The 14,226-nt window shown below is 38.6% G+C and carries 12 protein-coding genes and 1 pseudogene; 10 read left to right on the top strand and 3 right to left on the bottom strand.

Annotated elements, in window-relative coordinates; genetic code table 11:
• Window positions 1–657: hypothetical protein (locus CL42_RS13360; protein ID WP_035269571.1), on the bottom strand; the 657-nt coding region annotated here is incomplete at its 3' end.
• Window positions 658–940: 283 nt separating this feature from the next.
• Window positions 941–2,998, bottom strand: coding sequence for a methionine--tRNA ligase (gene metG, locus CL42_RS13355; RefSeq protein WP_035269568.1), 2,058 nt, complete (start codon window positions 2,996–2,998; stop codon window positions 941–943).
• A 184-nt stretch (window positions 2,999–3,182) separates the two neighbouring features.
• Here metG and CL42_RS13350 point away from each other — a divergent pair, with 184 nt between their 5' ends.
• On the top strand, window positions 3,183–3,980 hold the full coding sequence (locus tag CL42_RS13350; RefSeq protein WP_035269566.1) for a hypothetical protein: 798 nt from the start codon (window positions 3,183–3,185) through the stop codon (window positions 3,978–3,980).
• A gap of 148 nt (window positions 3,981–4,128) precedes the next feature.
• Window positions 4,129–4,479 carry a hypothetical protein gene (locus tag CL42_RS13345; protein WP_035269559.1) on the top strand — a complete coding sequence of 117 codons (351 nt, stop codon included), beginning with the start codon at window positions 4,129–4,131 and terminating at the stop codon, window positions 4,477–4,479.
• A gap of 39 nt (window positions 4,480–4,518) precedes the next feature.
• On the opposite strand, the gene CL42_RS13340 is transcribed toward CL42_RS13345, so the two are convergent.
• Window positions 4,519–4,788: a hypothetical protein gene (locus tag CL42_RS13340; protein ID WP_051586621.1), complete on the bottom strand. Its 270-nt coding sequence runs from the start codon at window positions 4,786–4,788 to the stop codon at window positions 4,519–4,521.
• A 387-nt stretch (window positions 4,789–5,175) separates the two neighbouring features.
• Here CL42_RS13340 and apbC point away from each other — a divergent pair, with 387 nt between their 5' ends.
• The 8 genes and pseudogenes from apbC to CL42_RS13305 all read left to right on the top strand — a co-directional run bounded on the left by apbC (window position 5,176) and on the right by CL42_RS13305 (window position 14,218).
• Window positions 5,176–6,459, top strand: a complete 1,284-nt coding sequence (gene apbC / locus CL42_RS13335; protein ID WP_035269557.1) for an iron-sulfur cluster carrier protein ApbC — start codon at window positions 5,176–5,178, stop codon at window positions 6,457–6,459.
• A gap of 143 nt (window positions 6,460–6,602) precedes the next feature.
• Window positions 6,603–6,758 (top strand): hypothetical protein, encoded by a 156-nt coding sequence (locus CL42_RS17070; protein WP_155756999.1) that lies wholly within the window; start codon window positions 6,603–6,605, stop codon window positions 6,756–6,758.
• A 272-nt stretch (window positions 6,759–7,030) separates the two neighbouring features.
• Entirely contained in the window at window positions 7,031–7,624 is a 594-nt protein-coding gene (locus CL42_RS13330) for a LysE family translocator (protein WP_035269555.1), read from the top strand.
• Between the two features lie 114 nt (window positions 7,625–7,738).
• Window positions 7,739–8,308 carry a dCTP deaminase gene (gene dcd / locus CL42_RS13325; RefSeq protein WP_004694514.1) on the top strand — a complete coding sequence of 190 codons (570 nt, stop codon included), beginning with the start codon at window positions 7,739–7,741 and terminating at the stop codon, window positions 8,306–8,308.
• A 218-nt stretch (window positions 8,309–8,526) separates the two neighbouring features.
• A pseudogene (locus CL42_RS13320) lies at window positions 8,527–9,936 on the top strand (hypothetical protein); the annotation flags it as partial.
• A 106-nt stretch (window positions 9,937–10,042) separates the two neighbouring features.
• Entirely contained in the window at window positions 10,043–10,732 is a 690-nt protein-coding gene (locus tag CL42_RS13315) for a hypothetical protein (RefSeq protein ID WP_035269552.1), read from the top strand.
• 25 nt (window positions 10,733–10,757) lie between these two features.
• Window positions 10,758–13,226, top strand: a complete 2,469-nt coding sequence (locus CL42_RS13310; RefSeq protein WP_035269548.1) for a DUF6160 family protein — start codon at window positions 10,758–10,760, stop codon at window positions 13,224–13,226.
• Between the two features lie 32 nt (window positions 13,227–13,258).
• Window positions 13,259–14,218, top strand: a complete 960-nt coding sequence (locus CL42_RS13305; RefSeq protein ID WP_228133288.1) for a DUF6160 family protein — start codon at window positions 13,259–13,261, stop codon at window positions 14,216–14,218.
• The last annotated feature ends 8 nt before the right edge of the window (window positions 14,219–14,226 follow it).

Below are 14,226 nucleotides of genomic sequence, written 5' to 3'. Positions count from 1 at the left end.
TTTAATATTAATTAAGTTTGATAATTCATCGATATATTTAGAATATAAATCACGTTTAGCCTGAGATTTTCGAGCTTCAAACTCTTCTTTATAAGGATAAGGTTCACCTAATAATTTAGCCGTATCTTTAGTAAACTCAAATGCTTCTTTACTGTATCCTTGTATTTCTGGCAGCAAATGTATTTCATTGATTCCTATATCCTCAATTTTTTGAAATTCTTGCTTAGTTTTTTTTCTAGTACTTTCTAAATTATTTAAAATCATTGTATGGGCTAAAGTAAATTGTTGTTTATCATTTTCATTTAATAAACTCTTTTTAAGAGTTAAATCATTCACTTTATTTAAACATGGTGCTACATCGAAATTCAGACGATCGTTATAATTTGAAATTTTTGATAAAGGCTTAAGAACACATTGAAACTTATAAGTGATATTTAGATCTTTAATATAATTTTTTTTAAGTTGTGAATACTGTTTAGAAATTTGCTCGTTTATATTTTTTAATTCTATAGTTTTTTCAGCGACTTGTTCTTCTAAAACAGCTTTTCCATAGAGTGGAACTACGGTATACCAAATCGTAAATATCGCAGCTAAAAGTAACCCAATTTGTGAAAGATGACTAAGTCTACTTAATGTTTTATCTATATCATATTTCATTTTTAATTAATTTATGTGATATCTCTAAATTATTATATCGAAAAATTATATTGTTGTACGATTTTACTTTTGTCGGGTCAAAAGTAACAAAACCCCTTTGTTCGTTAGAGGGCACTTCCGTGTGCCCCTAACGAACGGGCGACATCCATGTCGCAAGCCATCTGATTGAATATGGCTTTGGAGTTTAAAAAGAATTTCCCTCTCCTTTTAGGAGAGGGCTAGGGAGAGGTAAAATAAAAAAGCCCCTACATCAGTAGAGGCTTTCTCTCATCTTAATCAATAATTAAGACACTTTATCACCTGGTTTAGCACCAGATTCAGGCGAAATCACCCAAACACCGTCGCCATTACCCGCAGCTAACACCATACCATTTGAAATACCAAAACGCATCTTACGTGGAGCAAGGTTTGCCACCATCACCACCAATTTGCCTTTTAAGTCTTCAGGTTTGTAGAACTCACGAATACCACTAAATACGTTACGTGGCTCAGCTTCGCCAACATTTAATGTCAATTGAAGAAGTTTGTCAGAACCTTCAACCGTTGCAGCTTCAAGAACTTCAGCCACACGTAGGTCAACTTTCATAAAGTCTTCGATACCGATAATTTCAGCTTCACCTACTCTCGGCTCAGCTTTCTTCTCTTTGGCTTTCTCTTTTTTCTTTTCAGCTTTTGGTGCTTCCGCAGGTGCAGCTAAAGAATCTTTAGATGCATCGACCATTGCAGCCACAGCTTTTGGATCTACACGTTGCATTAATGGTTGGAACAATGCGATTTCATGTGCAACCAAAACTTGCTTACGAGATTCAAAGTTGAAGCTGTCTAATTGTAAGAATGCTTGAACTTGATCTGCCAAAGTTGGAAGTACAGGTGCAAGGTACACCGCCAATTGACGGAATAGGTTAATACCGACAGAACATACGTCATGAACTTGTTGTTCTTCGCCCTCAATTTTCGCAAGTGCCCAAGGCTTTTTCTCATCGATGTATTGGTTGGCTTTATCCGCAAGCGCCATGATTTCACGGATTGCAGTTGAGAATTCACGTGATTCGTATGCTTGCGCAATTGAATCACCAGCATCAATAAAGCTTTGAACCAACTCAGGCTCTGCACAAGTCGCAGACAATTTATTGTCAAATTTCGTGTTAATGAATTTCGCACAACGACTTGCGATGTTCACCACTTTACCAACAAGGTCAGAATTCACTTTTTGAACGAAATCATCAAGGTTTAAGTCAGAATCTTCAACTTTGTCAGAAAGTTTAGACGCAAAGTAGTAACGTAAATATTCAGGGTTTAAATGCTTTAAATACGTTTCCGCTTTAATGAACGTACCACGAGATTTAGACATCTTCTGACCATTTACAGTCAAGAAACCGTTTACGAATAGGCTTGTCGGTGTACGGTAGTTGGCACCTTCAAGCATTGCAGGCCAGAACAATGCGTGGAAATACACGATGTCTTTACCAATGAAGTGATACACCTCATTTTTAGAATCTTTTTTCCAATAATCATCAAAGCTTAAGTCAGGACGCTTGGTTTTGATGTAGTTTTCAAAGCTCGACATATAGCCGATTGGCGCATCGACCCAAACATAAAAATATTTATTTGGTGCATCAGGAATTTCAAAACCAAAATATGGCGCATCACGAGAAATATCCCAATCCGACAAACCTGCTTCAAACCATTCATCTAACTTGTTGGCAATCGACACAGGTAAACGACCTTCGTCACGTGTCCATTTTTGTAGGTATTCACCAAAGTTCGGTAGTTTAAAGAAGTAGTGATCTGAAGATTTCTCAACAGGAGTCGCACCGCTTAAAGTCGATTTTGGATTTAACAATTCTGTTGCGTTATACGTTGTACCACACACTTCGCATGAATCGCCGTACTGATCTTCCGCTTTACATTTCGGGCATGTACCTTTAATGAAACGGTCAGATAAGAACATACCTTTTTCAGGGTCGAACAACTGGGTTACAGGACGAACTGCAATATTGCCGGCTTCACGGTTCTTAATATAAATCTCAGAAGCACGTGCTTGGTTTTCAGCGCTGTTGGTTGAATCGTAATGATCGAAATCAACCTTGAAGCCGGCAAAGTCACGCTCATGTTCTTTTTGTACATTGGCAATTTGCTGTTCTGGAGTAATACCGTTGGCTTCAGCACGTAGCATAATTGCTGTGCCGTGAGCATCGTCCGCGCAGACATAAGTCACGTTATGACCCATTGCACGCATCGCACGTACCCAAATATCTGCTTGGATATAACCCAGTAAGTGACCCATATGGATCGGGCCATTGGCGTATGGAAGGGCGTTAGTGACTAAGATATTACGCACGGATCTGACTCTCTCATTCGTATTTTATGCAATGGGCGATAATTTTACATGAGATAGGCGAGACTTGCATAAGCCTTTTGATGAATTCTTATTTATTGTCAAAGCTAGAGCACCTGGAAAGGCTACTTTGTTACAGACTTATCAGGGATAATAGATATCCTGCTATTCACCTGAGTGTTTGACCATGTATGATGATTATGAAGATGAGCAACCTGTAAAACGCATCAAATCGAATGTGCAGGGCTTACCAACTCTGGGTAAGCAAATTCTTAATCAGGCACAGGATTATCTTGATCAAATCTCGCAAGGCGAACATACACTTTTAGTTAATCATTTACGTGAACTTGCCCAGCAAGATGAATATTTTAATGTGCTTGCCGATCAGTTGGATCAACCTGTCGGCTCGAAAGTTGCCAATGATGCGTTAAACCTGATGCACTTTTGGCAACAAATTTATGCTTATGAAGATGTGCAAAGTTTTAACTTACTTGATGTTATTAACACTGAAGCTTTTCAAAAAGATGTATTGACCACTTTCGATGCTATGCAGATCGATGAGCAGAATAAAGCCTTGCGTCGTCCTGTGATTATCGAAGCTTTTAAAATGTATAAACTCGGCTGTTATGCAGGTTGTGTACCATTACTCTATGCCCAACTTGAAGGGTTACTGACAGACGTACTGATTCAACAAGGTTTCTTAAAGCAAAATGGCACCAAGTTAGTCGATGTTTATAAAATTGTACCAGGTTTGAAAGGCAATGAAATTAAGAGCCTTTGGCATAAATCTAAGATTGCCATTGAGCTTAATCCATACTTTGCAGAACTCGCGGCTTATAAAATGGATTCAAGCTCGAATGTGACCGCGACACGTCATAATATTTTGCATGGCACGGATGTCGAGCATTTCACACAAGCACGAAGCTTTATTTTATTTATTTGGTTGTTTTCTGCATTGAACTTTATGTCGAATATTCGCTCCTAAATTCATCATTTTCAACTCAAAAGTTACAGCGTAGTGTTGTTCTACATCATCATGTGAGAAATTGTAGTGATTCGAAACATTTACGATGAGCACTGCAAATCTTCGATATAACTAAGATTCACTATCAAAGCGATAAAGAGGATTGAAGATGTCGAATAATAAAATTGATGACTTAAAAAACAAAGCTTCAGAACTCGGCGATGATCTGAAATTAAAGGCGAAAGAAGCTGAGCTGAAAGGCGAGAAAGCATTGGATCAAGTGAAGCATGGTGCAGCAGAAGCCAAGCTTGAAGGTGAAAAAAAACTGAATGATCTAAAACATGACACGCAGCATAATTCTTCTGAAGCGCATTCAACTTTAGATGATTTAAAACATAAAGCGGTAGATTTAAAAGAGCAAGCAGCAGATAAATTGCATGACCTGAAAGATCAAGCGAGTGAAAAATTTGCGGATCTTAAAGCAAAAGCATCAGAGAAAATTGATCAACTGAAAAAGTAAATTGATCACAAAAAAGCTCATCATCAGATGAGCTTTTTTTTAATTTTTTCTAATCCATTCGATTTTTCTAATTTCATTATTCACCACAGTAAAGGTGTAAATCAGATCATGAAATTCGTAGGTATAGCTATAAGCCGTAAAACGATTTTTTCCTTCTTTCCATTCATAATGTTGTGTTGAAGTCGGCGTCTGCTTCATGTGTGAGCTTAATTTTGCATAAGAGTCACCTAAGCTGATGATTTGTCCTGAAGGAGTACGAAAACTTCGGGATTCATTGGCGGCATAGCCTAAAATTGGTAGAAGGAGCATTGTGCTCATTAAGGCAGTTATTGAGCATGTTTTTAATTTAAGTTTCAGATTTCTTTGTTTTAAAGACATATCGAAGTGTTATCTTGGTTTTATATTCTTTTCAATTTTAATGTTAAAAAATTCGCTATTGTGTTGCTATTTGTTGAAAGCATGAATCACTTGCAACATGAATCAAGGCGTTTAACAGTGAAATCAAGTTTATAGAGTGTATCAATGACAGCATTCGCAATACGCCAATAAAAATAATAAAAAAGCTGACTAATTTAGTTGGAATTCGACTAACATATTTCTAATCAAACGGGGGATCAATATATTGTTGCTTAACCTTGTTGATATTTCTCGTTAAACTATTCCTTTATCAGTTTCTGTCCAGACTTGGAGTACGGTATGTCGTGGCTTTCTTCACTCAAATCTGTTTTTTCACCCTCAAAGGAGGTGAATGAAGAGGCTGTACAACACGTATTACAACACTACGTTTTGCCGAATTCTGACAATTTTTTGAAAGATCGAATCACACAGGTCAATGTTGAAGGTGATGTACTGCAAATTACCATTAATACCGTGCCAAGTGAAAAAGATCAGTTACAGCAAATTCACGATGAACTCGCTGATGCTTTGGAAAAGTGTGGGATTAAAGAGCTGAATATGCATGTCATTCAGCAGAAAACAGGAAGTCATGCTCAACAACAAGGTGGTTGTGGGCACAACCATGCAGCAGGTGAAAGCTGTTCAAGCAAAAAAGCCGAAGCCCCAAAATCCAATCTGCCTCCTGTTGTAGATGCATCTGCAAGCCAAGATGAGGTAAAACAAGCGAATGCGAATTACCAACCTCAACAAGAAGAAGCCCCGATTCAAAAAGCTGCACCACAGCAACGTGATGTACCTAAGCATCCACGTATCCAGAACGTGATTTTAGTTTCGTCAGGTAAGGGTGGTGTAGGGAAATCAACCACTACGGTAAATTTAGCTCTGGCATTACAAAAGCTCGGGCTGAAAGTAGGTGTGTTGGATGCAGATATCTATGGTCCAAGTATCCCAACGATGCTTGGCAATGCCGGTAAAACCCCAATGATCGAGGCAGAACATTTTGTACCGTTGGATGCTTTTGGTATGGCGGTGTTGTCAATTGGTCATCTGACAGGAGATCACAATACTCCTGTGGCTTGGCGTGGTCCAAAAGCAACAGGCGCATTGATGCAACTGTTCAACCAAACCCTTTGGCCTGATCTTGATGTATTAATGATCGACATGCCACCAGGAACAGGGGATATTCAATTAACTCTGGCACAACGTATTCCAGTGACCGGTGCAGTGATCGTGACGACACCACAAAATGTCGCATTGATGGATGCGACCAAAGGTATTGAATTATTTAACCGTGTTCAAATTCCTGTGATGGGCGTGGTGGAAAATATGTCGACACATATTTGTTCAAACTGTGGCCATGAAGAGCAAATCTTTGGTACTGGAGGTGGCGATAAGTTATCGGAACAATACGATATTCCATTACTTGGACGTTTACCATTGAATGCGAAAATCCGAGAGCATGCCGATGAAGGTAAACCATCTGTATTGATTGGTGATGATGCAGCAGATAGTTATATTGAAATTGCACAGAAGATTGCAGCTGCATTGCCTAAAGCTGAAAGAGATCAAAGTCGGATTTTCTAAGTATTTGAAAAGACTCAATGTTAAACCTGTCTAAGTCTTACTTAGGCAGGTTTTATTGTTGACCGTTCGTCGTTTTAGGATTATTTACTCTAATTTTTCTACCTAAAATATTTTGTGAAATTTCACGTTATATGGGTATAGAAATGCGTTCAATCACTGCAATGAAGATGGTTATGATTTCTCTCATTCTGTCAACGACAGCTTCTGCTGCCATTATTCCTTATGTTGATTATCCTAAAGAATTCCAAAAGAAATCTTTAAATATTCAGGTTCAAGAAGCTGAACAACAGTCAAATTAATGCTTGAACTCAGCATCACAGCGTGAATGGACTGTGATGCTGAATTTCATCGATGAAGAACGTGCTATAAGCATTTTTGCAAGAGTACATCATGTTTTTCGTTTCGATTACATTGTGTGACTTCAGAGTTATAATTTAAATGACAAACTAACCTGATGAAAAATATTACAAAAAAAATTGTGTTTCATTCTTGAGAAATTTACACACAAATAATATTTTGCCAATTGAAATAATCCTGATTAATCTGAGCGCATTATCAGCGAGGTCATCCTATGATTTCATGGCTCTTTATTGCGTTGGTTACCACGATTTTATTCACACCCGGACCAACCAATACTTTACTTGCATCTTCAGGCATACAGGTAGGTATTAAAAAGTCATTTCGCTTAATACCCGCGGAAGCATTAGGTTATCTTATTGCCATCACTGCATGGGGATTTTTAATTGGTCGTGTCACCACTCATTTGCCAATTTTGCCAGTGATATTAAAATTATTTAGTTCATTCTATATTATCTATCTGGCCATCAAATTATGGCGCACTGCCAACGTAGAACATCAGTTGAATCAGCCCACCATCAAGGCTTCTGAATTATTCTGTGCAACTTTACTCAATCCTAAAGCTTTGCTTTTTGCCTCGGCTATTTTCCCTGCAATTGTTTGGGTGAGTGTAGATTATTATATTGCGCACATGTTGATGTTTATTTTATTGATCCTACCCATCGCTTTTATTTGGACACTCATTGGGTCGCTGTTAGCCAATAATAAAATTAAATGGTTAAACCAGTCCAATATGCAAAAAACAGCATCCTTAGTCCTGATGAGTTTCTCAATTCCAATGAGTTATTCGGCATTGTTAAGTCTTTAAGATGATTCACCGCAGCAGACTGAATAGGAATACAAATCGTGGGTTATTTCCATTGACGGGGTTTTCAGTTAAAGTACAGCGCAGTAATTGAATATGTATTCTGGGAATAAATAAATGGCAATTAAGTCTGATCGTTGGATTCGCGAAATGAGCGAAAAACACGGCATGATTGAACCGTATGCAGAAAACCAAGTTCGTTTAGACGAAAATGGTCAAAAACTCATTTCATATGGCGTTTCAAGCTATGGTTATGATGTTCGTTGTGCGCGTGAGTTCAAAGTGTTCACAAACGTTCACTCTGCTATTGTTGACCCAAAAAATTTCGATGATAAAAGTTTTATCGATATCGAAGCTGACGTGTGTATTATTCCACCTAACTCATTTGCACTTGCTCGTACAGTAGAATACTTCCGTATCCCACGTAATGTCTTGACGGTGTGTTTAGGTAAATCAACCTATGCGCGTTGCGGTATTATTGTAAACGTGACGCCACTTGAACCTGAGTGGGAAGGTCATGTGACCTTGGAATTTTCAAATACAACCAATTTACCTGCACGTATTTATGCTGGTGAAGGTGTTGCTCAAATGTTGTTCTTTGAGTCTGATGAAGTGTGCGAAACATCTTATAAAGATCGTGGTGGAAAATATCAAGGTCAAACAGGTGTAACTTTACCTAAAACCTAAGTATTGAATTGTAAGACTTCATGCAAAAAGCAAACTCAATGAGTTTGCTTTTTTTATAAGTATTTGAAAAATTGAATTTATTCATTTATCGGAAAAAATGCCAACCCAATCGCAATTTTTTGCAAATTCTACTTCATTTATATACTATAAACTGTGATGTAATCTTAATATTAAAAGAGAAGCATGGAATTCTTCTCTGAACAATTAAAAATATAAATATGGTGCAAGGCATCGTATACGGGAAGGTCGAGATGGCACTTAATTATACGAACATATTTAATCAGACTTTACTTGCAAGTTTAATGACGCTTACTACGGTTTCGGTCTATGCATTGCAGCCTCTTTCGGATGAAAATTTAAGTGCGACGACTGGTGAGGGTGTCGCCATGATTCCTCAAGATGCTTATTTTGTTTTTCAAGGGGAAAATTCAACTGCGGCAGATTTAATGAATCGCCAAAAAGATACTGGATATATTCATCTCATTCCAGTGGGTCCTTTAACAGATGCGGCATTGGATACCAATAAAAATGGAACAGTAGGGTCAGAAGATCATTCCGTGGGTAAGGCTGATTTGTTCGTGTATGGTCTCGCGTTATCTAAATCTGATAATAATCACAATACGCGCTTAGCTGCAACAGACAAAGATGCACGTATAGGATCATGGGGAACAGCAACCAATCCATGGCTACTTCGAGTCGGTACTGAAAATCAGGTTCCAAATTTTGATTTAAATAAAACATGTATAAGTAATGATCCTAGCTGTCAGGTTCCATTCTTGACGCTTGAAGCTCCATTAATGGACACAGTTCGTCCTACGGATGCAGCCAATGGTCTTGATGCTTACAGATTGAAGATGGCCATGTGGGCGGATGCTTTTGTTCTTGATCCTTCTCGTAAAGAAGGGGATCCACTACTTTACCAATTGGGTGAAAAAGCAGGAACGAGTAATGCGGATCGTGCTAATCGACTACGTTTACAGGCCATTTGGAATAATTTTTCCATTAATGGAAGTAATATAAAAATCTTTCAAACTTTAAATGGTGCAAGTAACCAAGCAGGCATGAGTGCATTTTATAACAACACCTTGGGTGTTGCTGGACTTGTGCGTTTGAACTCAGGTGATGGTCAAAATCTGACGACGGGGAATAAAACAGCCAATATTCTTAGACTGAGTACGCGTGAAACATCAGACACTCCTAATTTACAATCCCCTGCCATCAACAATACTCTGGCACCAGTATTTGATGCCAATGAGGGTATCTTTATTCATAATTTGAATGCCAATATCGTATTGGGTTCACTCTATCAGCCTTTGATTCTAGGCTCTGATGGTAAAAACTTTAGTTTGGAACTCACGCGTATTCCAAATAAACCTGAAATTTATAAAAAAATATACACAGATTATAGCAATCCAAACTCGACAGAATATGCGGGCTCAACCTGTAACTTTTATAAATGTGGTAACAATGGTTTGAATGGCTATCAAGGGACGAATGCAACACATAGCAGTATCACTATTGGAAGTACTTCTTATAACGCTGCGAATAATACTTTAAGTGCTTATAAAGGATCAGATGCAGTAGGTATAAGTTTTGGTGCAGTCAATCCAATTCCCCAAACGCCTAATGCCGCATTGCCAGCATCAAATTTTAAAAATATGGGTTCTGCGGTCATTGATGGTGTTCTTATTCAGCATATGAAAATCACCACAAAAGGATTATAGGAGAGCATTCATGAAAAATTCATTAGTCGCTGTCCTATTCAGTGTTATAGCATCAATGACTTATGCACTTGAGCCCATGTCAGATGAAGCTTTAAAAAATGTTGAAGGACAAGCTGGAGCTGATCTCTCATTAAAACTTTCTTTAAACCAAAAGTTAGTGACTGAGAATAATGTTCAACGTTATGTGTTTGATGATGCACTGTGTAAGGATGCGGAATATTGTCGTCTCGCGCTTGCTGTCAATAATCGCTATATCAAAGATGGTCAAGCAAGTAGTACAGATGGTTTTAAATTATGGCTTGTTTTTAAAGGGATTCAGGGCACTCTAAATATTCAAAAGATTGGCTTGGATGGTGTAGATCTCAGCTATAAAAATGATTCTGGTACTGATCAGCTTAAAGCAGCGATGCAACTGAGCTTTGATCCATCTAAGCCAATTCAAATTCGTAATTTTGGTTTTGATGCTTTGGCTTTTGGTCAGGATAAATTTACCAGCAATGCCACCACTGAGGGTGTAGGAACAAGTCCTGCTGACTATGGTTACCTGCAAGTGACACGTTATGATTCATCTAACGCTCCTCGTTCTGCATATGACCATGGGCGAGAAACTGGTTTTATGGGTTTAAAAATGAATGGTAATTTAGCTGTTCAGGGTAAAGTCATGATGTTTGGTTGTGACGGCAGTCACCAGCGTTGTTGAAATTAGACATGCATAAGGAAATGTGATGAACAATAAAAAATATAATCACAGCTCATTGCTGGTTATGAATGCATTAAGCCTGAGTATCTTGCTTGCAAGCGGTCATGCCATGGCTTTAGAAGTGATGCATGACGAAGCTTTGCGAAATGTCAATGGTCAAAATGGTGTGCATATCTCGACAACATTGACTGAAGCCAACATGGATCAGGTCTATTGGCAAGATCAAGCTGGTCGTGGCAGTAGTGGAGCAACCAATAATACATTGCAGGCAACAGCAGATAATGTCTCTATTCGAAAAAGTAATGTCACTAATCAAACATTAGGCGCAGATATTAAAATTAATGCTGGAAGCAATGCGAACCAAGCAGGTTTAGACTTCAATGCCAGTGTGACACCAGCTTTAGTGACCATGAATAATCTCAGAATTTGTGATAACGAGAGTTCAAGCCGTTGTAGTTTTTCAATGGGTCAATTGGCTTTACAAACCACTTCGAATACTGATTTATCACTTAGAACGATTCACGGATTATTCAGCAAAGAGAACCTTAGCGAAATCGCACTAGGGATTAAAAATGCCAATATCTATTTAGGGCTGACTGACGCACGAAACCAACTCAACCAACTTGTTTTAAACAACTTCAATTTCAACTTCAAAGCACGTGGTGCCATGTTTGTGGATGAAGTTGAGGGATTGAGAATGCAGTCGAATACACGTACAGGGTCGACAGATAATGTTGCCGGTATGAGTAGTACGCCTAATGATAATTTGGGTTATGTGGATTTAAACCGTGTTGCAAATTCGGCTTCAAAAAAAGCAGGATTTATTAACACAGGAACCTATGGCAATGGTAAGTCAGGTGCTGAGGGTGAAACAACAAACTCAGGTCTAAATATTGAAGTAATGTTGAATAAGAACGTGAGTTCAAATGACCCATATGCTTTAAATAGCAATACGAATAATCCTCAAGGAGCTAAAGGTCTCATACGTGTAGGTGCCAGCGGGCGAATGGTCAATTCATCGTTGCAATTTCGTGGTACAAAAGGCAATGAAAGTGTTCTAGGAAATGCCAATAGTCCAACAGCTTCATCTAGTAATAGTGTAATTGGTGATTCTGGAATCGGATTCCGTATGAAAGCTGACTTTACCAAAGACAATGATTCAATGCTCGGAAGTGATGGACAAGCAACGACTTTAGAAATTGGTGGGGCAGGTCTAAATGCATACGGTTTTGAGTTTAGTAACTTAACAGGGTTAAGACCAAATACTCGAGCATCTTTTGACAGTGGTAATGTGTATCTCAATTTAGCCGATACAAAAACACTGCGCTTACCTGAAAACGAAGTGTTCCAAAAAAGTCGTTTTGGTAATGGAAGTTATTTAACCTTAGCAACTGATTATCAGCACCAAATTCATAATGCAGTAACAGGTGATAATCCATACAGCTTGATTGCTGCGATTCGTGGTGCTGAATTTCAGTCTATTTCCCGCCGTGGACGTTTTACCAATAGTGCAGGAACACCAGCAGCTAACTTGTTTGCGAATACAAATGTTAAAAATGAGTGGGGTTTGGCACTGCCTTTTTATAATCTGAATGCCAATCTTGCTCTATATGGAACATCAGTTCGTGCAGATCAAGCTTTTTATTACACTTTAGCAGGCTCCGATGTTGTTAAAAACATGATTGCTACAACGGGTAATACCTCAAGAATTGGTTTGTCTTTTGCAATGAGTACCTCTGGGGTAGACCGAGCTAATGGTCAAGCGCTAGGTAATAAAACCACGTCAATTTTAGTGGTTGATGGAGGTAAGGTAGGCAGTGGAGATACGGGAACATCAACCGATTACTATATGGGTTTACGTAATATTGATCTGTACGCGAAGGGTACAGGAAATATGGGCGTAGAAAATGGTAGTGTAAATGTCAGCTTGCGCGATATGTTGATTGTTCTATCAACAGAAGTTGCTGCGGGATATCTGCCAGGTACCATTTATAAAACCTGTAAATTAAATAGTGGAGCAGCAGGATGTGCTACGCGAAGTTCATCACCAGATAACAATTTTGCTTTAGCTGATGATGTGATGTTTGTGGTGAAATCACGTCTTGGTGGTGATGTTGATTTTTCTTTAATTCCAAATAATGCTGCTGAAGATGGTCAGAACTTATCTTTTGTAGGTGAATTAGAATTGAAAGGTGACAATAACACCTTCCAAATTACCGATCCTCATAATGGTTCAACACTTGGTTTAGACCGTTTGACAGGTAAAATTGCATTTAATAATGCATTGGTTGTTAGTAAAGATCAAAATGGTGCGGGACAATTAGGTGTGAATGCTGCCTTGATGTTCAATCCTCAAAAGACAACTTCGGGTGTTTTTAGAGCAAGAGACATCAACTTCTATCCTCCAACTGTAGGTGCTGGCGCTCGTTTAGGCGAATTGGCTATTACTGGCGGTCGCTTGAATAGTGAATTGCGCATTACACCTCGAAATTAATAAGTAAATATGGAAAGTTGAGGGATAGACTCATGAATATGATAAAAACAAAACGATTCAGTTTGCTTATTTTGACCACTGCGGTGGGATTCCCGTGTTTTGCTATGCAACCATTAGATGATCAGTCTCTTTCATCTACTACTGGTCAAGATGGGATCAGCATTGGTATTGGAATGGATAAGATCCAGTTCACACAGGCTGCGATCATTGATCAAGACGGAATTAAAGATCCAATATTAGGAAAAAATTATTCACAAGCTGCTGGCTTAGTGGTCGCAGGTCCAACTGGTAATCCAATTCAGGTTCAATTTTTAGGTCATACCCCTGGTTCGTCTACAATCAATGCAAAAATTGATACAGACGGAGGCAATGGCACGCCATATGCCAATATAGGTATCACTTTTGCGGAGCAAATTACTGGGTTTAAATTGAGTCCATTCGCACTCTATATCGCCAGCAGTAATCAGGTGTCTGGTACTACGCAAACTAAATCGATTTATAATGATCTGAAGCAATTGGTGCCTGGCGTCGCTAAAATTTTAGAAATAGGCAGTACTGATCGAAACTTTGAAATTACATTAAATCAATCCCAACGTCCTCAAATCAATGTTCAATTAGGCAATGTGCCACAAGGCTACATGGTCCAGTTTGGAGGCGCAATTCAATCAATCTGTGGCACAGGCTCAGGCTGTCCTATTGCATTTGTATCTGGTAATTCTTCTGCAAAATTCGATTTTCAGGCTAAAGCTACTGATCAAAACAATGGTTTTTCATTATCTGGTTTCCATGCAGGTGTTGCACCTTCAGGTATTTACATCGGAAATACAGGACAATCTAGTAAAATGAATGTTGGTCTCAACAATGTGATGTTGGGACGTGAGGGGGCGAGTAGTCCGACGGTCTTTAATGGTTTAGCGAATGGCTCAATGGGGAGCTTTGGGGCTATTGGTACATCTGTGAAAGATTTGAAAGTGAATATCAACGGTCTATAAAAAAANAC

This window comes from Acinetobacter sp. Ver3 (assembly GCF_000632455.1).
GTDB lineage: Bacteria > Pseudomonadota > Gammaproteobacteria > Pseudomonadales > Moraxellaceae > Acinetobacter.
The sequence above is the reverse complement of the archived record's forward strand: the minus strand, read 5'-3'. Positions and strand labels throughout refer to the sequence as shown.

Excerpts from the sequence above, each read along its gene's own strand:
- CL42_RS13345 (WP_035269559.1), top strand. The coding sequence starts at position 4,129 with ATGTCGAATAATAAAATTGATGACTTAAAAAACAAAGCTTCAGAACTC.
- CL42_RS13310 (WP_035269548.1), top strand. The coding sequence starts at position 10,758 with ATGAACAATAAAAAATATAATCACAGCTCATTGCTGGTTATGAATGCA.
- dcd (WP_004694514.1), top strand. The coding sequence starts at position 7,739 with ATGGCAATTAAGTCTGATCGTTGGATTCGCGAAATGAGCGAAAAACAC.
- CL42_RS13330 (WP_035269555.1), top strand. The coding sequence starts at position 7,031 with ATGATTTCATGGCTCTTTATTGCGTTGGTTACCACGATTTTATTCACA.
- apbC (WP_035269557.1), top strand. The coding sequence starts at position 5,176 with ATGTCGTGGCTTTCTTCACTCAAATCTGTTTTTTCACCCTCAAAGGAG.
- CL42_RS17070 (WP_155756999.1), top strand. The coding sequence starts at position 6,603 with ATGCGTTCAATCACTGCAATGAAGATGGTTATGATTTCTCTCATTCTG.
- CL42_RS13305 (WP_228133288.1), top strand. The coding sequence starts at position 13,259 with ATGAATATGATAAAAACAAAACGATTCAGTTTGCTTATTTTGACCACT.
- CL42_RS13315 (WP_035269552.1), top strand. The coding sequence starts at position 10,043 with ATGAAAAATTCATTAGTCGCTGTCCTATTCAGTGTTATAGCATCAATG.
- CL42_RS13350 (WP_035269566.1), top strand. The coding sequence starts at position 3,183 with ATGTATGATGATTATGAAGATGAGCAACCTGTAAAACGCATCAAATCG.
- CL42_RS13340 (WP_051586621.1), bottom strand. The coding sequence starts at position 4,788 with ATGCTCCTTCTACCAATTTTAGGCTATGCCGCCAATGAATCCCGAAGT.